At 63.7% G+C, this 22308-nt stretch carries 17 protein-coding genes; 8 read left to right on the top strand and 9 right to left on the bottom strand.

Annotated elements, in window-relative coordinates:
- Nucleotides 1–3: 3 nt before the first annotated feature.
- On the top strand, nucleotides 4–1071 hold the full coding sequence (locus tag MESOP_RS20310) for an ABC transporter ATP-binding protein (protein ID WP_013895216.1): 1068 nt from the start codon (nucleotides 4–6) through the stop codon (nucleotides 1069–1071).
- A gap of 103 nt (nucleotides 1072–1174) precedes the next feature.
- Here the strand turns inward: MESOP_RS20310 and rpmG are convergent, their stop codons facing one another.
- From rpmG to MESOP_RS20350, 8 genes are all read right to left on the bottom strand, one after another.
- Nucleotides 1175–1342 (bottom strand): 50S ribosomal protein L33, encoded by a 168-nt coding sequence (rpmG, locus tag MESOP_RS20315; RefSeq protein ID WP_006201775.1) that lies wholly within the window; start codon nucleotides 1340–1342, stop codon nucleotides 1175–1177.
- A gap of 282 nt (nucleotides 1343–1624) precedes the next feature.
- A complete protein-coding gene (locus tag MESOP_RS20320; protein WP_013895217.1) occupies nucleotides 1625–2080 on the bottom strand; it encodes a YqfO family protein in 456 nt (151 codons plus the stop codon).
- A gap of 115 nt (nucleotides 2081–2195) precedes the next feature.
- Complete coding sequence (locus MESOP_RS20325; RefSeq protein ID WP_013895218.1) at nucleotides 2196–3374, bottom strand: MFS transporter; 1179 nt, start codon at nucleotides 3372–3374, stop codon at nucleotides 2196–2198.
- A 77-nt stretch (nucleotides 3375–3451) separates the two neighbouring features.
- The gene (locus MESOP_RS20330) at nucleotides 3452–4192 is read right to left on the bottom strand and encodes an NUDIX hydrolase (RefSeq protein ID WP_013895219.1); all 741 of its coding nucleotides are present in this window, start codon (nucleotides 4190–4192) and stop codon (nucleotides 3452–3454) included.
- A 73-nt stretch (nucleotides 4193–4265) separates the two neighbouring features.
- Entirely contained in the window at nucleotides 4266–4718 is a 453-nt protein-coding gene (locus MESOP_RS20335; RefSeq protein WP_013895220.1) for a DUF983 domain-containing protein, read from the bottom strand.
- Entirely contained in the window at nucleotides 4718–7036 is a 2319-nt protein-coding gene (gene rnr / locus MESOP_RS20340) for a ribonuclease R (protein WP_013895221.1), read from the bottom strand. The genes MESOP_RS20335 and rnr overlap by 1 nt, the downstream gene beginning before the upstream one ends.
- Before the next feature lie 6 nt (nucleotides 7037–7042).
- Nucleotides 7043–9655, bottom strand: a complete 2613-nt coding sequence (gene topA / locus MESOP_RS20345) for a type I DNA topoisomerase (RefSeq protein WP_013895222.1) — start codon at nucleotides 9653–9655, stop codon at nucleotides 7043–7045.
- Nucleotides 9656–9993: 338 nt separating this feature from the next.
- Nucleotides 9994–10371: a COG4315 family predicted lipoprotein gene (locus MESOP_RS20350; RefSeq protein ID WP_013895223.1), complete on the bottom strand. Its 378-nt coding sequence runs from the start codon at nucleotides 10369–10371 to the stop codon at nucleotides 9994–9996.
- Between the two features lie 281 nt (nucleotides 10372–10652).
- Here MESOP_RS20350 and MESOP_RS20355 point away from each other — a divergent pair, with 281 nt between their 5' ends.
- The 5 genes from MESOP_RS20355 to MESOP_RS20375 all read left to right on the top strand — a co-directional run bounded on the left by MESOP_RS20355 (nucleotide 10653) and on the right by MESOP_RS20375 (nucleotide 16269).
- Nucleotides 10653–11399 carry a cytochrome c biogenesis CcdA family protein gene (locus MESOP_RS20355; RefSeq protein WP_013895224.1) on the top strand — a complete coding sequence of 249 codons (747 nt, stop codon included), beginning with the start codon at nucleotides 10653–10655 and terminating at the stop codon, nucleotides 11397–11399.
- 83 nt (nucleotides 11400–11482) lie between these two features.
- On the top strand, nucleotides 11483–11920 hold the full coding sequence (locus MESOP_RS20360; protein ID WP_013895225.1) for a DUF6841 family protein: 438 nt from the start codon (nucleotides 11483–11485) through the stop codon (nucleotides 11918–11920).
- Nucleotides 11921–12067: 147 nt separating this feature from the next.
- Nucleotides 12068–13426: a bifunctional UDP-N-acetylglucosamine diphosphorylase/glucosamine-1-phosphate N-acetyltransferase GlmU gene (glmU, locus tag MESOP_RS20365; RefSeq protein WP_013895226.1), complete on the top strand. Its 1359-nt coding sequence runs from the start codon at nucleotides 12068–12070 to the stop codon at nucleotides 13424–13426.
- A gap of 173 nt (nucleotides 13427–13599) precedes the next feature.
- Entirely contained in the window at nucleotides 13600–15423 is a 1824-nt protein-coding gene (gene glmS, locus MESOP_RS20370; RefSeq protein ID WP_013895227.1) for a glutamine--fructose-6-phosphate transaminase (isomerizing), read from the top strand.
- 90 nt (nucleotides 15424–15513) lie between these two features.
- A complete protein-coding gene (locus tag MESOP_RS20375; protein ID WP_013895228.1) occupies nucleotides 15514–16269 on the top strand; it encodes a DUF502 domain-containing protein in 756 nt (251 codons plus the stop codon).
- On the opposite strand, the gene recG is transcribed toward MESOP_RS20375, so the two are convergent.
- Nucleotides 16221–18329, bottom strand: coding sequence for an ATP-dependent DNA helicase RecG (gene recG / locus MESOP_RS20380; RefSeq protein WP_013895229.1), 2109 nt, complete (start codon nucleotides 18327–18329; stop codon nucleotides 16221–16223). The genes MESOP_RS20375 and recG overlap by 49 nt on opposite strands.
- Before the next feature lie 92 nt (nucleotides 18330–18421).
- Here recG and MESOP_RS20385 point away from each other — a divergent pair, with 92 nt between their 5' ends.
- Both MESOP_RS20385 and mfd read left to right on the top strand, forming a co-directional pair.
- The gene (locus MESOP_RS20385; RefSeq protein WP_013895230.1) at nucleotides 18422–18709 is read left to right on the top strand and encodes a succinate dehydrogenase assembly factor 2; all 288 of its coding nucleotides are present in this window, start codon (nucleotides 18422–18424) and stop codon (nucleotides 18707–18709) included.
- A 69-nt stretch (nucleotides 18710–18778) separates the two neighbouring features.
- A complete protein-coding gene (gene mfd / locus MESOP_RS20390) occupies nucleotides 18779–22276 on the top strand; it encodes a transcription-repair coupling factor (protein ID WP_013895231.1) in 3498 nt (1165 codons plus the stop codon).
- Nucleotides 22277–22308: the final 32 nt, after the last annotated feature.

Genomic DNA, 22308 nt, shown 5'->3' on the forward strand with positions numbered 1-22308 from the left:
TCGATGGCCTCTGTCACACTCGAAAAAGTCCGCAAGGATTATGGCGCTGTCCGCGTCCTGCATGCGGTCGATCTTGAAATCGCCGATGGCGAGTTCGTCGTGCTGGTTGGCCCGTCCGGCTGCGGCAAGTCGACTTTGCTGCGCATGATCGCCGGGCTGGAGGAGGCTTCCGGCGGCGAGATCCGCATCGGCGAGCGGCTGGTCAACGATGTGGCGCCCAAGGACCGCGACATCGCCATGGTGTTCCAGTCCTATGCGCTCTATCCGCATATGGACGTGTCGAAGAACATGGGCTTCAGCCTGATGCTGCGCAAAGCCGAGAAGCCGGCGATCGATGCGCGGGTGGATGGAGCGGCCAAACGGCTGGGCCTGGACACCTTCTTGCAGCGCCTGCCGCGGCAACTGTCCGGCGGCCAGCGCCAGCGCGTCGCCATGGGCCGCGCCATTGTACGCGACCCCAAGGTCTTCCTGTTCGACGAGCCGCTGTCGAACCTAGACGCCAAGCTACGCGTCCATATGCGGGCCGAGATCAAGGCACTGCACCAGCAGTTGAAGACGACCTCGGTCTACGTCACCCACGACCAGATCGAGGCCATGACCATGGCCGACCGCATCGTCGTGATGCATGACGGGCTGATCCAGCAGGTCGGCGCGCCGCTCGATCTCTACGATCGCCCGGCCAACATGTTCGTTGCGGGCTTCATCGGCTCGCCCGGCATGAATTTCTTGCCGGCGACGGTCCGCAAGGGCGGGAAGTCGGACGCCGTGCTAGCCGACGGCCAGGCACTGCGACTGCCGGACGGACTGCCGCTCGATGACGGCGTCGCCGTCACTGTGGGTCTGCGGCCCGAGCACATCAGGCTGGACGACGACGGTGCGCTGCAAGGCGAGGTGGGGGTGGTGGAACCGCTCGGCCTGTCGACGCAATTCTACGTCAAGCTGGCCAACCAGCAGCTTTGCGTCTTTGCCATGGGCCGTGCCGGCGTCAAGCCCGGCGACACCGTGCGGCTGGCGGCCGATCCGGCGGCGCTGCATCTGTTCGACCCGAAAAGCGGCGACCGCGTAGGTTGAAGCAATCGGCCGGGGCTGGGGTACTTCGGTCTGCTGCCCCTGCCTTGCAAACAAAAAAGCCGCCCATCGGGCGGCGTTCCTGTTTGCAAAGGGAAAACCCAGATTACTTGATCTTGGTTTCCTTGAATTCGACGTGCTTCTTGGCGACCGGGTCGTACTTGCGGAACGACAGCTTGTCGGTCTTGGTGCGGCTGTTCTTGCTGGTCACGTAGAAGAAACCGGTGTCGGCGGTCGACAGAAGCTTGATCTTGATGTTTGCGGCTTTGGCCATGATATCAGTCCGTTATGTTCGTGGGGTTTTGGCCGCTGGAGCACGGGAAAACACCCGGACGCGGGAAACTTGGCGCGACACATAAAGAACGTGCCCGGAAAGTCAAGCCCGGCGATACCCTCTCTTCCTTCTCCCCCTGTGGGAGAAGGTGGATCGGCGCGCAGCGCCGAGACGGTTGAGGGGTGGGTAACGGGGTGCCGTCGGCGCCAAGCTGGAACACCCCTCATCCGACCTCGCTTCGCGAGGCCACCTTCTCCCACAAGGGGAGAAGGGAAGGCCGCTTTATGCTTCTTCCTTAACCGCCGCAACCTTCTTCCAGTCTCCGGTCGTGTTCCACCAGCGATTCGGGTTGGCGCGGTCGTCCAGCCCCTTGGACCTGCTGGCAAGGATCGGCTGGATGCGGATCACCGGCTCCTGATAGGAGTGCGCCTGGAAAATCGCTTCGACGACGCGGGCAGCCAGCGCCTGGTCGTCGGGCAGTTCGAATGAAACCTCGACCGTGCCTGGGCGGCGGCGCAGTTCTGTTTCGGCGCCGGCCGCTGCCCCGTCAAGCGGCCTGTAGCGCTCGATGCCGTGCGCGGACTGATAGGCGTTGCGGTCGTACTTGCCCATGGCCAGCGGGGCGAGCGCCACCACCGCGTCCATGATGCGGTCGACATCGGCGGCCGGAGCCTGGAAGCTCACAAGCAGCAGAAGCGTCATGCGCAGGGATGTGGTTTCAAAGCCGCTGTCGATCATGGGAGTGTCCTCAACTTCGGATGTTTTGGGGACACTCTTTTAACCGGGTGCTCCTGACAAGGTTCTGTCAGCATCGTGCCTCCGGGGCGGACAAGGGGTTCCGGCCGGTGCGAGGCTACAGGAGGATCTTGCGGATCAGCCTGAAGCAGACCAGGGCGATGTAGGCGCCGAAGAACAGGCCGAGCGACCAACCGAAGCCGGACGGGCCGAATGCATCCATGCCGATGCCGATCGCCTGTGGACCGAGCACCATGCCGACGCCGTAACAAAGCACGAAGGCGGCGTTGGCGGATGCCAGTTCATGGCCGGAAAGCTGCGAGCCGAGATGGGCAAGGCCGATCGTGTACATGGCCGCGACCACACCGCCCCAGACAAACAGAAGGGCGGCCATCAGATGCCAATTCTGCGCAAAGAAAGGCATGAAGACGGTGCCGACGAGGCCGACGGTGGCGCAGGCGAGCAGCAGATAGCGGCGGTCGCTGACGCGGTCGCTGATCATGCCGATCGGGATCTGCAGCAAAACGTTGCCGAGACCGATCATGGTCAGCAGCAGTGCCGCGTCTGCTTCGGAATAGCCGATGCGGTTGCCGTAGACCGGAAACAGCGCGAAGCCGCCGGTCTCGACGGCGCCGAAGACCAGGACCGCGGCGGTCGCCGACGGCACCAGCCAGATATAGCGCAGGAAATTGCTGGTTTCGCCATCGGCTACAATGCTCGGGCTCTCGTTGCGCGCGGCCAGCACCGGTATCGCGGCCAGCGTCACCAGCGCGATGATGACGCCGAACGGCCTGAAGCCGGAACTGCCGAGATGGGCGAACAACCACGGCCCGGCGGCAAAGCCGAGCGACAGGACGGTGGCGTATATGCCAAGGACCAGACCGCGCCGGTGCGGCGGCGCCGAGGTGCTGATCCAGAACTCCGACAGGATGAACAGCACCGTCAGCGCGATGTGCAGCACGATGCGCAGCGGAAACCACATCCAGAAATCAGGCGCGAAGTGAAAGCCGACGAAGGCCAGCGCGCCGGCGGCGATCATCGCGATCATGGTCCAGGCGACACCAAAGCGCATGGCGAGCGGCGTGGCCAGCGGGGCGCCCGCGATCGAAGCCAGGCCGGCGACGGCCGTGTTGAGGCCGATCATCGAAGCCGAATGGCCGCGCGTTTCCAGGATGACGCTGAGCAACGGCATGCCGAGGCCGATGGCGATGCCGACGACGCTGATCGACGAGATCGCCGCCACCATCGGCAGCCAATGTACGCGTTCGTCGCCCTGTTGTTGGGTATCGACCGTCATGAGATGCTGAATACTCTGTCTTTTTGATCTTAGGCAATTCCGGACGAAAACCGCGTCACGCTTTTCCTGGAAGTGCTCTAGAGAAGTTCGCGGGTGAAGCGGTTGCCGACAAGCCGGTAGAAGGGGACGGAACCGCCCGGACGCAGCAGCGGATCATGGGCGAGGCGCTTTTCCAGCTCGTCCAGGATCATTCGCGTGATGTCGGGGATGTCGGCTTCCCTTGCCTTGGCAAGCGGCAGCCAGACCAGTTCCTCGAGTTCGTTGGTCGGGCCGCCGCCAGCCAATTCGACGGCGACATCGTCGCGCCAGGCGCTGAAGAAGCGCGTATCGAAGCGGCGCACCCGGTTGGGCGGGGTGATGGCCCGCGCGATAAAGCGCAGCATGTCCAGGGAGGGCTGCACGCCATGTTCGGCAAAGCCTTGCCAATCGCGCCTGGCGGTGGCGAAGACGCCTTTACGGCCGATCAGCAGCCCGGCTTCCTCATAGGTCTCGCGGATCGCCGACAGGGCGATGGCGCGGGCGCGCGCCGCGCTCGTGCGACCGGGACCGGCAAGCAGCTTTGCTTCCTGCTCAGCGTGCAACGCGGCGGCGACCGGGATGCGGCTGTCGGCAGGGTCGGTGCGGCCACCGGGAAAAACGAATTTTCCGGGCATGAAGGCATGGCCGGCGTGGCGGCGGCCCATCAGCACCAGCACCTCATCGCCCTTGCGGTCGAGAAGGATCAGGGTCGCGGCATCGCGCGGACGTATCGGCCGATCGCTATGGGCGACCATGCTCCGCTCGATCCCATCGACTTGCGCCTTGGTCATACCATCCATGCGCACGACCTAGCGGAAACTTCTTGCATGCGAAAGTGGCCTTGACCATTGGCGTATTGCGCCAGCCTGCACCTCAGGCCCCGGGATGCGGCTCGATTGCATCCTTTTCGCCACCGAATCCGTGCATATAGAACGCCCATTGCAGTCCGATGACGGCACCTTTGACAGGCTGCAGCAGCGCAACCGACAAAAGGATGGTCAAGGGCACCCAGATGACGATGTGCTGCCAGGTCGACAAGGTCGACGTCGCTTCCACACCCATGAAGGCACCGAGAATGATGTGGCCGACAATGACGATGACCAGATAGGCGGGCAGGTCGTCGGCGCGATGGTGGTGGATCTCCTCGCCGCAGACGCTGCAGGTCTCGACGGTCTTGGTGAAGCCGCGGAACAGCTTGCCTTCGCCGCAATTCGGGCAACGGCCCAGCAGGCCGCGCTTCATCGCCGTCCACAATGGGCGGGCAACGCGGCCCGAATGATGTTCGCCGCCGAAAACCTGTTCTTGCATCCCTAATTCTTTTGGCATCATCGTCTCCTGCCGCGCGAACCCGGTCGCGATTGCGATGCGCGGGCGCGGCCCTTGGCCTTGTGAAACGACTTGACGGAGCCTGGCAGGGGCTTCGGGTCGGTCAACATCTCGAAGCGCATCGCGCCGGCCATCGGTGCCACCTCGACGAGCCGGACCTCGACCCGATCCGCGAGCTGGTAGCCTTTACCCGAGCGTTCTCCAAACAGGGAGCGGGCCGCTTCGTCGTATATATAGTAATCGCCGCCCAGAGTTGACACCGGGATGAAACCATCGGCGCCATACTGCGGCAATTGGACAAATAGTCCCGATTTGGTGACGCCGGAGATGCGGGCGTCGAAGCGGTCGTCGATGCGCTCGGCAAGATAGGCGGCGATCAGCCGGTCGACCGTATCGCGTTCGGCAGCCATTGCGCGGCGTTCCGTGCCGGAGATCAGCACAGCGACGTCTTCGAGCCGGGCTTCTTCGTCGCGCGTCAGCCCGCCCGGGCCGAGGCTGAGTGCGGCGATAAGTCCGCGATGCACGATGAGGTCGGCATAGCGGCGGATCGGCGAGGTGAAATGGGCGTAGCGCCTGAGGTTCAGGCCGAAATGGCCGATATTCCCAGGCGAATATTCGGCCTGGCTCTGCGAACGCAGCACCACTTCGTTGACCAGCCCTTCATTGTCGGCGCCGCGCACGCGCTCCAGGATGCCGTTGAACTGGCTGGGCCGCATCTGCGCGCCGCGCGCCAGCGACAGCCCCAGCGTCTGCAGGAATTCGCGCAGCGATTCCTGCTTGGCGAGCGATGGCGCGTCGTGGACGCGATAGACCAGCGCCTGCTTCTTCGCCTCGAGCGACTCGGCGGCGGCGACATTGGCCTGGATCATGAATTCTTCGATGAGCTTGTGGGCATCGAGCCGTTCGGGCACGATGACGCGGTCGACCGTGCCGTCCGGCTTGAGCAGGATCTTGCGCTCCGGCAGGTCGAGTTCGAGCGGCTGGCGGCCGTCACGTCCGCGCTTCAGGATCGCATAGGCGTCCCACAGCGGCTTCAGCACCGTGTCGAGGATCGGGCCGGTCTTGCCGTCCGGCACGCCGTCGATCGCCGCCTGCGCCTGCGGGTAGGCGAGCTTCGCCGCCGATTTCATCATGATGCGATGGAAGGAGTGCCTGATCTTGTGGCCGTCGGCGGCGAAGGTCATGCGCACCGCCAGCGCCGGGCGGTCCTGGCCCTCGCGCAACGAACAGAGATCGTTGGAAATGCGTTCGGGCAGCATCGGCACGACGCGATCGGGGAAATAGACCGAATTGCCGCGCTTCAGCGCTTCGCGGTCGAGCGCAGTGCCATAGCGCACATAAGCGGCGACATCGGCGATCGCGACGGTGGCGATCACGCCGCCCGGATTCTTCTCATCGAGGTCCGGCGTGGCGAAGACGGCGTCGTCATGGTCCTTGGCGTCGGCCGGGTCGATGGTGACCAGCGGCAGGTCTCGCCAGTCCTCGCGGTGATCGAGCGTCGCCGGCTTGACGGCCTCGGATTCGGCGATGACGTCGGCCGGGAAAATGTGGGGAATGTCGTGGGCGTGAATGGCGATCATCGAGACCGCCTTTTCGCTGGTCAGCGAACCCAGCACATTGAGCACCTTGGCGTGGGGCAGACCGTAGCGCGAGGCGCGCGCGGGCTCGACCTCAACCAGATCGCCGTTTTTGGCGCCGTTCTGGAATTCCTTGTCGACGATCAGTTCCGGCTGGCGCCGTTCCACCGGTTCGATGCGAAAGGTGCCGTCCTTGAGCACGCGGAAGACGCCGAGAACGGCATCGGTGCGTTTCTCGAAGATCTTCATCACCCTGCCGGTATAGGCAGGGCCGCCCAGGGCGACATTCGTCTCGTCGGCGGGAAAGGTCTTGGCCAGCACGCGGTCGCCGATGCCGGGCGCTGGTCCACCACCACTGCGCGACAGGCGGATGGAAACGATGGGCGGCGGTCCATTGGCCGTGTGTTCGATGGGACGCGCCAACAGCACGCCGTCGGCGTCACGGTCGAAAATATCGAGGACCGTGACGTGGGGCAGGGCGCCGACGCGGGCCAGCCCCTTGCGCTCCTTGGTCAGGACACCTTCGTCCTGCAGGTCACGCAAAATGTCCTTCAGCCAGATGCGGTCGTCGCCGCGCAAGGCGAACGCCTTGGCGATGTCGCGCTTTCCGGCGCGATCGGGATTTTCGGCGATGTAGCGCAGGATCTCGTCACGCGAGGGCCGGTAGTCGTCCTTGACCTTGGCCCTGGTGTCGGCGGTGCGCGGATCGCCGTGGCTTCTTCCGGTGATCTTGCGCGCCACGCCGTCCTATCCTTTTTTCTTCGCGGCCGGCTTCTTGGTCGCCGCTTTCTTGGTTGCCGGGGACGCTGCCTTGCGGAACGGCTTCTTGCCGCCGCCGCCCTTGGCTTCTCTCTCGGCGATCAGCGCCAGCGCATCCTCGATCGTCACCGATTGCGGATCCTTGCCCTTGGGCAGCGTGGCGTTGACCTTGCCGAAATTGACGTAAGGCCCGTATTTGCCGTCGCGAACGACGATCTTGCCACCGCCGTCCGGATGGTCGCCGAGCTCTTTCAAGGCAGCGGCGGTGCCGCCGTTGCGGCCGCCCTTGGCCTTCGATTGCTTCTCGGCAATCACGGTGACGGCGCGGTTGAGGCCGATCGAGAACACGTCCTCGATGCTGTCGACATTGGCGTAGGTGCCGTCATGCAGCACGAACGGACCATAACGGCCGAGCCCGGCCGAGATCATCTTGCCAGATTCGGGATGTTTTCCCACATCGCGCGGCAATGACAGCAGTGCCAGCGCCTTTTCATGGTCGATGGATTCGGGTGTCCAACCCTTGGGCAGGCTGGAGCGCTTGGCTTCCTTGCCGTCGCCGCGCTGGATGTAGGGGCCGAAGCGGCCTGAGCGCAGCGTGATTTCCTCGGCCGTGTAAGGATCCTTGCCGAGCACCTTGGTGCCGTCCTCGCCGCCGCCATTCTCGCCATTCGGGTTGGCGGCGTCGCCGAGCTGGCGGGTGAAGGAGCATTCCGGATAGTTCGAACAGCCGACGAAAGCGCCGAACTTGCCGAGCTTGAGCGACAGATTGCCGGTGCCGCATTTCGGGCAGATGCGCGGGTTCGAGCCGTCTTCCCGCGCGGGAAACACCAGCGGCGCCAGTTCCTCGTTCAGCGCATCGAGCACGTCGGTGACGCGCAGTTCCTTGATATCAGCGACGGCGCCGGAAAAATCCTTCCAGAAGTCGCGCAGCACGTCCTTCCAGGCGAGCTTGCCGTCGGAAATCTCGTCGAGCTTTTCCTCGAGCGAGGCGGTGAAGTCGTATTCGACATAGCGCTCGAAGAAGCTTTCCAGGAAGGCGGACAGCAGGCGACCCTTGGCCTGCGGCACCAGCCGGCGCTTGTCGATCGTGACATAGTCACGGTCTTCGAGCGTCTTCAGGATCGCGGTGTAGGTCGACGGGCGGCCGATGCCGAGCTCTTCCAGCTTTTTGATCAGCGTCGCCTCGGAGTAGCGAGGCGGCGGCTCGGTCGTGTGCTGGGTGGCGTTGATCGCCTGGCGGGCGAGCTGCTCGCCGACACGGATCTCGGGCAGGCGGCGGTTTTCCTCGTCCTCCGCGTCGTCTTCCTTCTGGTCGGTGTAGGCGGCGATGAAGCCGTCGAAGCGGACGACGGAACCGACGGCGCGAAGCTCGGCGGTGCGCGAGCCGTTTACCGCCTCGATCTCGACGGTGGTCCGCTCGATCTCGGCCGGCTGCATCTGGCTGGAGATGGCGCGCTTCCAGATCAGCTCATAGAGCCGCATCTGGTCGGAATCGAGGTACTGCCTGACCGATGCCGGGGTGCGCATGAAATCCGTCGGACGGATCGCCTCGTGCGCTTCCTGGGCGTTCTTGGCCTTTGTTGTGTAAACGCGCGGCTTTTCCGGCAGGTATTTCGGACCGAATTCCTTGGCGATCGCATCGCGGGCAGCGTCGATCGCTTCCGGCGCCATCTGCACGCCGTCGGTTCGCATATAGGTGATCAGGCCGGTGGTTTCGCCGCCGATCTCCATGCCTTCATAGAGCCGCTGCGCCACCTGCATGGTGCGGGTAGCGGAGAAGCCGAGGCCCGAAGAAGCCGCCTGTTGCAGCGTCGAGGTGGTGAAGGGCGGGCCCGGATTGCGCTTGGTCGGCTTGGCTTCGACGGACAGCGCCTTGAAGGCGGCCCCCTCGAGCATCGCCTTGACGTCGTCGGCCTGCGCCTTGTTGGAAATATCGAGCTTCTGCAGCTTCTTGCGCTCGAACGCGGTGAGCCGGGCTTCGAAAGCCTCGTTACGGGGCGTGCCGAGGATGGCGGCGATCTGCCAATATTCCTCGCGGATGAAGCGCTCGATCTCGGATTCGCGGTCGCAGACAAGGCGCAACGCCACCGACTGGACGCGGCCCGCCGAGCGGGCGCCCGGCAATTTGCGCCACAGAACCGGCGACAGCGTGAAGCCGACGAGATAATCGAGCGCCCGGCGGGCCAGATAGGCATCGACCAGCGGCGCATCGATCTGGCGCGGATTGGCCATCGCTTCCAGCACCGACGACTTGGTGATGGCGTTGAAGACGACACGGCTGACCGGCTTGTCCTTCAGCGCACGCTTCTGCTTCAGCACTTCCAGCACGTGCCAGGAGATGGCTTCGCCCTCGCGATCCGGGTCGGTGGCGAGGATCAGGCCATCGGCATCCTTGACTGCCTTGGCGATGTCGGCGAGGCGCTTGCCCGAAGCGGTGTCGACCGCCCAGGACATGGCGAAATCCTCGTCCGGACGCACCGAGCCGTCCTTGGCCGGCAGATCGCGGACATGGCCGAACGAGGCCAGAACCTTGTAGTTCTTGCCGAGGTATTTGTTGATTGTCTTTGCCTTGGCCGGCGATTCGACGACGACGACGTCCATGAGGTCTCTTATTCAGCTGTGATGCGCCAGAAGAATTCCGCTGCGCGCGACGAAATCTCGTTCCTGTTGCCGCTCACATGGCCGCGCTTTCGCATCCGGTCAAGGGGAAGCGCCCAAATTGCGGAGATGCCGGCAGCAATACACTCTTAGAGTGTATGGAGAAAATCACAGAATTGGCCGAGGAGAGACGATGGTCGCAAATTGGCGAAAACGACCGGGCCTCGTTTCGATGAGTCGAGGAGTGCCGTCCTCGATCATGAGGCCGGCCGCCGGCGGTATCGAAGGATGCCCGGCGACCAGCTGATGCCCCGCCAACAGGCGGGAAGCGGGAAGGAGGCTCAGTCGGCCTTGACGATGTGCCAGACGCCGGCGACACCGTCACCGCTCATGTCGCCAGCCTTCTTGTCCTTGACGAAGGTGTAGACCGGCTTGCCGTCATAGGCCCACATCTTGGTGCCGTCGGTGCGTTTGACAACGCTCCATTCGTCGTCCGCCTTGGCGCTGGCCGCGGCCTTCAGCGGCGGCCAGTTGGCGGCGCATTTGTCGTAGCAGTTCGACTTGCCCTTGCTGTCCTTGTCATAAGTGTAAAGCGTCATGCCCTTGGCATCGGTGTAGATCTTGGTGCCGCCGACGTCGGCTTCCTTCCACGCCTCGGCGGCGAAGGATGCGGCGGTGCTGAGCAGAAGTGCGGCCAGCCCTGCGGTTATGATTTTCATGGAAACCTCCCTGATATGTGGAGACGCGCGGGAAATCGCGGTCTCGTTGTGTCAACGCCTGCCGGCCGGAGGTTCTTCCCGAAAGGGCTTGTGGGACATCGGTAGCCGGGGCTTGGCTGCCTAGTAACAATTCCCTCGGTTCGGTCGTACTTAGTTGGGTGGGGTCAGGGAGATTGCCCGAACAGCGACTGGTTGCCACACATTGGTGATTGGCGCACAGGCCAGGGCTTCGCTATATCGGCGCCAAAACGGTATCGTCGCCGAAACAGCAGGGCTTTGGAATGGCATTGGACATCGGCTATGTCAGCGCGGTCGGGGCGGGCGCCATCTCGTTCCTGTCGCCGTGCGTGCTGCCGCTGGTGCCGCCCTATCTCTGCTACATGGCCGGCGTCTCGGTCGACGATTTTCGCGGCAATGCGGGTGCGACGGCGCGTGAAGGCACGCGCGGCGCGCTGCTCTACTCCTCGATTGCCTTCGTGCTCGGTTTCTCGACCGTGTTCGTGGCACTCGGCGCCGGCGCCTCGACCATCGGCCGGCTGCTGCGCGTCTGGCAGGAGCCGCTGGCGATGGGCGCTGGCGTGCTGATCATCCTGATGGGCCTGAATTTCCTCGGCATCCTGCGCATTCCGCTGTTGTCGCGCGAGGCGCGCTTCCAGTCGCAGGGCAAGCCGGCAAGCGCTGTCGCCGCCTATGTCATGGGACTGGCGTTTGCCTTCGGCTGGACACCTTGCATCGGCCCGGTGCTGGGGCCGATCCTGACGCTGGCCGGTGGGCGCGAAACCGTGGGCGAGGGCGCGCTGCTGCTCGCCGCCTATTCGCTTGGGCTTGGCATACCGTTCCTGATCGCGGCGCTGTTTTCCGGCGCCTTCATGCGTTTCCTCGGCAAATTCCGCGTCCATCTCGGCCGCGTCGAAAAGGCGATCGGCGCGCTGCTGGTCGTCGCCGGCGTGTTTTTCCTCACCGGTGGCGTGCAGGCCGTCTCCTACTGGTTGCTGGAGAATTTTCCGGTGCTCGGACGGCTGGGGTAGTCCACTTCAGCACGGGAACGATGCATGGCGGCCTGCATTTGCAGTGCCATTGACCGACACTTTTTTCGAGCCGGGAGGCGAGAATGGTAGCCAAGGCGGATGTGCGAAAGTTCTTCAAGGCCTATGAGAAGGTCTACAATGACGCGATCGCCGACACCGTCGATCCCAACGACGTCGCGGACATGTATTCGGCTGGTTTTGTCTCGGTGACGCCGGCCGCGGTCATGGTCGGCGAGAATGGCCAGCAGTTGAAGGCCATCATGAAAAAGGGTTTTGAGGCCTATCGTGCCCTCGGCAGCAAGAGGATGACCTGTAAGGATGTCTCTGTGACACCTATCGACCAGGACCATTGCGTGGCTGAGGTAAGCTGGTCCGGTGATTATGAACGCAAGGACGGGAGTCCCGTGACCATCGACTTTGCGATCAACTATCTCGTCGAAAAGCGCGATGGCAAGCTGAAGGTGTTTGGCTGGATATCAGGCGACGAGCAGGCGGAATTCAGGAAACATGGCCTGTTGTAGGTGTGCTGACTGTCGGATTCCGTCTCAAGCCCCGCTGATCAAGAGTCATCTGCTCCGCCATCTCACCGGAATTTAACCGCATTGGTCCAGCATGGCGCCACTGCTAGCATGTTTTGATTCCCAACGCTTTCATATGGTTGTCCTTCCATGAGCCAGAGATCCTGCCTGTCGATCATCCTCGCCGCCGGCGAAGGCACGCGCATGAAGAGTGCACTGCCGAAGGTGCTGCACCAGATCGCGGGCCTGCCGATGGTCGCGCATGTGGCGAAGGCGGCCGAAGCCGCCGGAGCCGGCGACCAGGCGCTGGTGATCGGCCATGGGGCGGAGGAAATGCGCAAGGCGGCGGCGAAATTCGCGCCTAAAGCAGAGATCTTCGTCCAGGAAAAACGGCTCGGCACCGCGCATGCCGTGCTGGCCGCGCGCGAAGCGATATCAAGGGGTTACGACGATGTCCTGGTGATGTTCGGTGACACGCCGCTGATCGATCCGGGGGCGCTGACCGTGGCGCGACTGAAGCTGGCGGAAGGCGCTGCCGTCGTCGTCATCGGCTTTCGTACACCCAATCCAACTGGCTATGGCCGGCTGATCGAAAAGGGCGGCAAGCTGGTCGCCATCCGCGAGGAGAAAGATTGCAGCGAGGAAGAGAAGAAGATCACATTCTGCAATGGCGGGCTGATGGCGATGGCCGGCAGCCAGGCGCTGAAGCTGCTCGACGCGGTCGGCAACACGAACGCCAAGGGCGAATATTACCTCACCGACATTGTCGAGATCGCCAGCGGGCAAGGCCTCGATGTGGTTGCGACCGAAGCCAGCTTTGAAAATGCGCTCGGCATCAACAACCGCGCCGAACTGGCGCAAGCCGAGGGTATCTGGCAGCAGCGCCGGCGGTACGAGGCGATGCTTTCGGGCGTGACGCTGATCGCGCCGGAGACTGTTTTCTTCTCGCACGACACCGAAATCGGTGCCGACACGATCGTCGAGCCCGATGTCTGGTTTGGTCCAGGCGTAAAGATCGCCGGCGGCGCCAAGATCCATGCCTTCAGCCATATCGAAGGCGCAACTGTAGCGGCCAATTGCGATGTCGGTCCGTTCGCACGGCTGCGGCCGGGCGCCGATCTGCGGGAAAAAGCCAAAGTCGGCAATTTCTGCGAGGTCAAGCAGGCTGTTGTCGAGGAGGGCGCCAAGGTCAACCATCTGACCTATATCGGCGATGCCCGGGTCGGCGCGGGCGCCAATATCGGCGCCGGCACCATCACCTGCAACTATGACGGCTACTCGAAATTCTTCACCGACATCGGCGAGGGCGCTTTTGTCGGCTCGAACTCTTCGTTGGTGGCGCCGGTCACCATCGGCAAGGGTGGATACATCGCCTCCGGCAGCGTCATCACTGAAAGCGTGCCCGACGACGCACTGGCCTTCGGTCGGGCGCGCCAGAAGACGATCCCCGGCAAGGGCAAGGAATTGCGCGAGCGCTTTGCCTCGGCCGCGGCTGCCAAAAAGAAGTAAGACCGGCCTTCAAAAACTGAACGATTGCAGTAACCGGATTGCAAGTGCGCTATGTCATGATGCATGCGTGCAGAAGCGTCCGTTACAGCGGACGAAATGCAATGTGACTTCCGCGGCGGACCGGCTATCCCTAAATAACGCTGGTTTTCCACGGGGAATTGGGGGCTGTCTGCATGTGCGGTATCGTTGGAATCGTTGGCCACTCGCAGGTTGCGCCGCTCATTGTCGATGCGTTGAAGCGACTTGAGTATCGCGGCTATGACTCGGCCGGAGTCGCCACCGTCGAGAAGGGTGAGCTTGGCCGCCGGCGCGCCGAGGGCAAGCTGGTCAACCTCGAACGCCGGCTCAAGGATGAGCCGCTTGAAGGCACCATCGGCATCGGCCACACACGCTGGGCGACCCATGGCGTGCCCAACGAGACCAATGCGCATCCGCATTTTTCCGCCGGCGTCGCCATCGTCCACAACGGCATCATCGAGAATTTCGCCGAATTGCGCGACGAACTGATCCGCGACGGCTATTCTTTCTCGTCGCAAACAGACACCGAAGTCGTCGCCCACCTGGTGGCGCGTGAACTCGCCAAGGGGCTGAAGCCGGTCGAGGCCGCCCATCAGGCGCTGAAGCGGCTGGAAGGCGCCTTTGCGCTGGCCATCATGTTCAAGGGCGACGAGGATCTGATCGTTGGCGCCCGCAACGGCCCGCCGCTGGCCGTCGGCCATGGCGATGGCGAAATGTTCCTGGGCTCGGACGCCATCGCGCTCGCGCCGTTCACCAATTCGATCACCTATCTCGAAGACGGCGACTGGGCGGTGGTGCGCCGCGACAGCGTCGCCATCTTCGACATCGACGGCAAAAAGGTTGCCCGCAAGCGCCAGCAGTCGCTGTCGACCAGTTTCATGGTCGACAAGGGCAATCGCCGCCATTTCATGGAGAAGGAAATCCATGAGCAGCCCGAGGTGATCTCGCACACGCTGGCCCACTATGTGGATTTCGTCTCCGGCGTCTCCAAGCCGCTCGACCTGCCTTTCGATTTCGCCAAGATCGACCGGCTGGCGATCTCCGCCTGCGGTACCGCTTACCTCGCCGGCCTGATCGGCAAATACTGGTTCGAGCGCTATGCGCGGCTGCCGGTCGATATCGATGTCGCCTCGGAGTTCCGCTACCGCGAAATGCCGCTGTCGGCCAACGATGCCGCTTTCTTCATCTCGCAATCGGGCGAGACCGCCGACACGCTGGCCTCGCTGCGCTACTGCCGCAAGGCCGGCATGAAGATCGGCGCCGTCGTCAATGTGCGGGAATCGACCATGGCGCGCGAATCCGACGTCGTGCTGCCGACACTTGCTGGCCCCGAGATCGGCGTCGCCTCGACCAAGGCCTTCACCTGCCAGTTGTCCGTGCTGGCCGCGCTTGCGGTGCGCGCCGGCGTGGCGCGCGGTACGATCTCGAAAGAGCAGGAGAAAACCCTGGTGCGGGCGCTTTCGGAAGCGCCGCGCTATGCCAACCAGGTGCTCAAGCTCGAAGAACAGATCGAGCGCATCGCACGCGAACTGTCGCGCTACAAGGATGTGCTCTATCTCGGCCGCGACACCAATTTCCCGCTGGCCATGGAAGGCGCGCTGAAGCTCAAGGAAATCTCCTACATCCACGCCGAAGGCTATGCCGCCGGCGAGCTGAAGCATGGGCCGATCGCGCTGATCGACGAGAACATGCCGGTCATCGTCATCGCGCCGCATGACCGCATCTTCGAGAAAACCGTTTCCAACATGCAGGAAGTGGCGGCGCGCGGTGGCAAGATCATCCTGATCACCGACAGCAAGGGCGCGGCACAGGTAAGCGTGAAGACGATGGAAACGATCGTGCTGCCCGATGTGCCCGAAATCATCTCGCCGATCATCTATGCGCTGCCGATCCAGATGCTGGCCTATTTCGCCGCCGTCTTCATGGGCACCGACGTCGACCAGCCGCGCAATCTGGCGAAATCGGTGACGGTGGAGTAGGGGTTTTAAACAGGCGCCTTTAAAAACTTCGCAGTTCCAAACGGCCTTGCTGTTCACTAATGTTGCGCTGCAACCCACGGCCGGTGAACCATGTCCGACGCTCCGAAGACTTCTGGCATGACCCGGCTGAGGAACTATTTCCTCACGGGCTTCGTCGTCTGCGCGCCGCTGGCGATCACCGCCTATATCGCCTGGTCGTTCATCGGCTGGGTCGATTCCTGGGTAAAGCCTTATATTCCAGCGCGTTACAACCCCGATACCTACCTGCCGTTCCCTGTGCCGGGCTTCGGGCTGATCGTCGCCCTAATCCTGATCACGCTGATCGGCTTCCTGACGGCCAACATCGTCGGCCGCGCCATCGTCAATTTCGGTGAGCGCATGCTTGGCCGCATGCCGCTGGTGCGCGGCATCTATGGCTCGCTGAAGCAGATTTTCGAGACCGTGCTGTCGAACAAGGGCGACATGTTCCGCCAGGTCGGGCTGGTCGAGTATCCGCGCAAGGGTGTCTGGTCGCTGGTCTTCGTCGCCAGCGAGAAAGAGACCGAGATCAACCAGAAGCTTGATCAGCAAGGCGATCCGCTGATTGCCGTGTTCATGCCCTGCACGCCGAACCCAACCACCGGCTTCCTGATGTACGTGCCGAAGTCGGACATCGTGCTGCTCGACATGACGATCGAGGACGGTGCCAAGCTGATCGTTTCGGCCGGACTGGTGGCGCCCGAGGTCAAGCAAATGGTTGTCGTGAATGGTGAGCCGATCGAGGGAATGCTTGCCAACCCATCGGTTGCTGCCTTGGCTCAACCGGCGCGCAAGAGCCGGACGGCTTCGTCGCGTCCGAACAAGTAAAGCAGCAGGCGCAGCGCCTCGCCGCGGTCGGACTGAAGTTCGGGGTCGCGTGACAGGATCAACCTTGCATCGTCGCGGGCAGCTTCCAGAAGATCGGCATGCGCCTCGATACGCGCCACCTGGAAACCCGGCGTGCCGGACTGGCGGGTGCCCAAAAGCTCGCCTTCACCGCGCAATTTCAGGTCTTCCTCGGCGATCAGGAAGCCGTCCTCCGTCTCGCGCATCACAGACAGCCGGCGTTTAGCGGTCTCGCCGAGCGGATCCTTGTAGAGCAGCACGCAGGAGGACGGCTTGTCGCCGCGTCCGACACGGCCGCGCAGCTGATGCAACTGCGCCAGGCCAAAGCGCTCGGCATGCTCGATGACCATGACGGTGGCATCAGGCACGTCGACGCCGACCTCGATGACCGTGGTGGCGATCAGGATGCGTGTCTCGCCTTGCTTGAAAGCGCGCATCGCCTCGTCCTTCTCCGCACCCTTCATGCGGCCATGGACAAGGCCGATACGATCGCCGAACAGCGGCTTCAGCGAGGCGAAACGATCTTCCGCCGACATCAGCTTGATCTCTTCGGACTCTTCGACCAACGGACAGATCCAGTAGATCTTCTGGCCGCCGGCGACGGCGTCCTCCATGCGGCCGACCAGTTCGTCCAGGCGCTCCAGCGGCAGCGTGACGGTTCGGATCGGCTGGCGGCCGGCCGGCTTTTCCGTCAATTTCGACACGTCCATGTCACCGAAGGCGGTCAGCACCAGCGTGCGCGGGATGGGGGTCGCCGTCATCACCAGCATGTCGGGCGCATCGCCCTTGGCGGTGATGGCAAGCCGCTGGTGGACGCCAAAGCGATGCTGCTCGTCGATGACGGCCAGCACCAGGTCGTCGAAAGTCACCGTTTCCTGGAACAGCGCGTGGGTGCCGACGACGATGTCGATCTCGCCGCTGGCCAGGCCGGCCAGCGTGTCGGCGCGTTCGCGGCCTTTCTCGCGCCCGGTCAGGATGGCGATGCGCAGGCCTATGCTGTCGGCAAGCGGGGCGATCGTCGCCAGATGCTGGCGGGCCAGGATTTCGGTCGGCGCCATCAACGCCGCCTGGCCGCCAGCCTCGACGGCGCGCGCCATGGCAAGCAGCGCGACGACCGTCTTGCCGGACCCGACATCGCCTTGCAGAAGCCGCAGCATGCGCTCGGGGTCGGCGAGATCGGCATTGATTTCGGCCAGCGCGAATTCCTGGGAAGCGGTCAGCGAATAGGGAAGCGCTGCGCGCAGTTTCTCTACGATGCTGCCGTCGCCGACCAGGGGACGGCCAGACAAGCGGCGGATCTTTGCCCGCACCAGCGCCAGCGAGACTTGGCCCGCCAGCAATTCGTCATAGGCGAGGCGCCGCCAGGCAGCGCCGTCGATGGAGACGTCGATCGGATCGGCCGGGTTGTGGATGCGGGCGAGCGCGTCGCCAAAGGTCGGAAAGGTGTGCCGGCGCATGAGGGCGCCATCCTGCCACTCGGGCAATTCGGGCAGGCGCGCCAGCGCCTGGCCGATCGCCCGGCGCAGCACCTTGCCGGACAGCCCCGCGGTGAGCGGGTAGACCGGTTCGACCAGCGGCAGGTTTTCCGCCTCGCTGGCCAGGGCGATATGGTCGGGGTGGACCATGGTCGGGCGGCCGTTGAACCATTCCATGCGGCCCGAGACGACGACATGCTCGCCGACTGGCATCGCCTTTTCGAGATAGGAGGCATGGGCATGGAAGAAGGTCAGCCCGATTTCGCCGGTATCGTCATGGGCAAAGACCCGGTAGGGCACCGACCGGTTGCCGCGCGGCGGCGGCTGATGACGGTCGATGCGCACCTCGAGCGTTACGATCGCGCCCTCGGCGGCGAGCGCGATGCCCGGCCGGTTGCGGCGGTCGATGACGGTATGTGGCAGCACGAACAGAAGGTCGCCGGCGCGCGCCGCGCGATCGCCGAGATCGGCGGCGACGACTTTCTCGATCAATGCGCCCACCTTCGGCCCGACGCCGGCGAGCGAGGTGATCGGGACAAAGAGGGGGTCGAGGATGGAAGGACGCATGATGTCAGCTTATGTCGCGACGGCAGCAGCGCAAGGCTGACAGCCCCTTCTATCCACGCTATATGCGCCGCAGCAAGTGAGGATGCGCAACAATGACCGGAACGAAACGATCAAGCGAGGGGCTGGACGTCCACCGCCGCAAGCTCTTGTTCCGCTCCTGGCATCGCGGCTTGCGCGAGATGGATCTGATCCTCGGCACCTTCGCCGATGCCGAGATCGGCGCCTTGACGGCCGAGGAGATCGACCAATATGAGAGGCTCCTCGACATTCCCGACACCGAATTCCTGCCGCTGATCACTGGCGAACGCCCGGTGCCGGCGGATATCGACTGCGCCGTCCTGCAAAAGATCCTGGCGTCCCGCCGGACCATGATTTTCTGAACACAAGCAATTCCAGGAAAAGTGCCAAGCGGTTTTCCTGGGAATTGCGACAAACAAGACCGTGATTTGATGAGCCTCATTCCCACCATTGGTCTGCCGAAAGGCCGTGCCGGCCAGTTCATCGTCGACGGTGTCGCCGATGGCTATGAAGCCTTCGCGCTGGTGCAGGCCGCGCTAGAGATCGCGCCCGACAAGCCGGTATTGTTCGTGGCGCGTGACGGCCAGCGCCTGCCGGCAATCATCGAGGCGTTGTCCTTCGCGGCCCCCGGCCTTCCGGTGCTCGAATTGCCGGCCTGGGATTGTCTGCCCTATGACCGCGTTTCGCCCGGTTCGGATGCCGCCGCCAAACGCCTCGATGCGCTGACCGCCATGATCGCGCTGGCGAGGAAGCCACACCGTGCCGTCATCCTCACCACTGCCAATGCGCTGCTGCAGCGCATTCCGCCGGCCGAGCTTGTCGAGGCACAGACTTTTCATGCCAGGCCCGGCAACCAGATCGACATGAACGCGCTGGTGTCGCGGCTGGAAACGTCGGGCTTCGAACGGGTGCCGACGGTGCGCGGTATCGGCGAGTTCGCCGTGCGTGGCGGCATTCTCGACCTCTTCGCGCCGGGCTGGACCGAGGCGCTGAGGCTCGATTTCTTCGGCGACACGCTGGAATCGATCCGCGTCTTCGATGCCGCTACGCAGCGCACCACCGGCCAGCGCAAGTCGATGGCGCTGCAGGCGATGAGCGAGGTGGCGCTGACGCCCGAAACCATCAGCCGCTTCCGCCGCGCCTATATCGAAGCCTTCGGCGCACCGCAGCGTGATGACGGCCTCTATGCGGCGGTCAGCGAGGGCAGGCGTTTCGCCGGCATGGAGCACTGGCTGCCGTTCTTCTACGAACGGCTGGAGACGGTTTTCGATTATCTGCCGGACACGCCTGTTGTCTTCGACCACCTGGCGCACGAGGCGTTGGCCGAACGCCATACGCTGATTCTCGACCACTACGAGGCGCGCAAGAAGCAGGCGGACGCGGCTTTGAAGGATGCCGCGCCCTACAAGCCGGTGGCGCCGGATCTGCTTTATCTCTCGCCGGAAAACCTGATCGCCTCGCTCGGGCCGCGCGAAGCGATCGACTTCACGCCGTTCGACGCGCCCGATGCCGGCGCCAAAAAGGTCTACCACGCCGGATCACGCCATGGCCGCAGCTTCGTCGAGGAGCGCGCCGATCCGAACGTCAATGTCTTCGATGTCGTCGTCAGGCATATCGCCGATGAGCGCGCGGCCCGTCGCCGCGTCGTCATCGCCGGCTGGACCGAAGGTTCCCTCGACCGGCTTGGCCAGATCCTGGCCGAGCATCATCTCGGCAATCTCAAGCAGGTCGAGACGCTTGCCGAAGCCGATCAGCTCGAGCCAGGGCAGGCGGCCTTGGCCGTGCTGCCGCTGGAATCCGGCTTCGAGACCGAAAGGCTGGTCGTCGTCGCCGAACAGGACATTCTGGGCGACCGGCTGATCCGGCGCTCGAAGCGCAAGAAGCGTGCTTCCGACTTCATCGCCGAAGCGTCGGCCTTGTCGGCCGGCGATATCGTCGTCCATGCCGACCACGGCATCGGCCGCTTCATCGGCCTGCGCACCATCGAAGCGGTCGGTGCGCCGCATGATTGCCTGGAAATCCACTATGCCGGCGACGACCGGCTGTTCCTGCCGGTGGAAAACATCGAGCTCCTGTCGCGCTACGGCTCTGACACAGCCGAGGCGACGCTGGACAAGCTCGGCGGCGGCGCCTGGCAGTCGCGCAAGGCGAAGCTGAAGAAGCGCTTGCTCGACATGGCCGGGCAACTGATCCGCATCGCCGCCGAGCGGCAGATGCGCGCCGCACCGGCGCTGGTGCCGGCCGAAGGCCTTTATGACGAATTCTCGGCCCGTTTCCCGTATGAGGAAACCGACGACCAGCAGACGGCGATCGACTCGGTCAGGGATGACCTCGGCGCCGGCAAGCCGATGGACCGGCTGATCTGCGGCGACGTCGGCTTCGGCAAGACCGAAGTGGCGCTGCGCGCCGCCTTCATCGCGGCCATGGAAGGGTTCCAGGTCGCCGTGGTGGTGCCGACGACGCTGTTGTCTCGCCAGCACTTCAAGACGTTTTCGCAGCGTTTTTCCGGCCTGCCGATCCGTGTCGCCCAGGCCTCGCGGCTGGTTGGCGCCAAAGAACTGGCGGAAACCAAAAAGGGCATCGCCGAGGGCCAGGTCGACATCGTCATCGGCACCCATGCGTTGCTCGGATCTGCCATCTCGTTCAAGAATCTCGGCCTGCTGATCATCGACGAGGAGCAGCATTTTGGCGTCAAGCACAAGGAACGGCTGAAGGATCTGAAGACCGACGTCCACGTGCTGACGCTGTCGGCGACGCCGATCCCGCGCACGCTGCAGCTGGCGCTGACCGGTGTGCGCGAACTGTCGCTGATCGCCACGCCGCCGGTCGACCGCATGGCGGTGCGCACCTTCATCTCGCCCTTCGATCCGCTGGTCATCCGCGAGACGCTGCTGCGCGAGCGCTATCGCGGCGGGCATTCGTTCTATGTGGTTCCGCGCATCAGCGATCTCGCCGAAATCCATGATTTTCTGCGTGAATCCGTGCCGGAACTGAAAGTCGCCGTGGCCCACGGCCAGATGCCGCCAGGCGAACTCGACGACATCATGAATGCCTTCTACGACGGCCAGTACGACGTGCTTTTGTCGACGACCATCGTCGAATCCGGCCTGGACATCCCGACCGCCAACACGCTGATCATCCATCGCGCCGACATGTTCGGCCTGTCGCAGCTCTACCAGCTGCGCGGCCGCGTCGGCCGCTCGAAAGTGCGCGCCTATGCGCTGTTCACCTTGCCGGCCAATCGCAAGCTGACCGACACGGCCGAGCGCCGGCTGAAAGTGCTGCAGTCGCTCGACACGCTGGGCGCCGGCTTCCAACTCGCCAGCCACGATCTCGATATCCGTGGCGCCGGCAATCTTCTGGGCGAAGAACAGTCCGGCCACATCAAGGAGGTCGGCTTCGAGCTTTACCAGCAGATGCTGGAAGAGGCCGTGGCCGAGGTGAAGGATTCCGGCGAGGTCCAGGATGGCGGCTGGTCGCCGCAGATCGCCGTCGGCACCGCGGTGATGATCCCGGAAAGCTATGTGCCCGACCTGCAGCTCAGGCTGGCGCTCTACCGCCGCCTCGGCGATCTCGAAAACACCGAGGAGATCGACGCTTTCGGCGCCGAGCTGATCGACCGTTTCGGCCCGCTGCCGGACGAGGTGAAGCATCTCTTGAAGATCGTCTTCATCAAGGCGCTCTGCCGCAAGGCCAATGTGGAAAAACTCGACGCCGGGCCGAAAGGCGTCGTCATCCATTTCCGCAAGCGCGAATTCTCCAACCCGGTCGGTCTGGTCAAGTTCATTGGCGAACAGGGGTCATTGGCCAAGATCAGGCCTGACCACAGTGTCGTCTTCACTCGCGACTGGCCGACGGCCGAGAAGCGGCTTGCCGGCTCCGCGGTCGTCATGACGCAGCTGGCGCGGCTGGTGGAGAAGGCCGCCTAGCCGCCGGCCATCATTCGCCAGCGCTGAAATTC

Source organism: Mesorhizobium opportunistum WSM2075 (genome assembly GCF_000176035.2).
GTDB lineage: Bacteria > Pseudomonadota > Alphaproteobacteria > Rhizobiales > Rhizobiaceae > Mesorhizobium > Mesorhizobium opportunistum.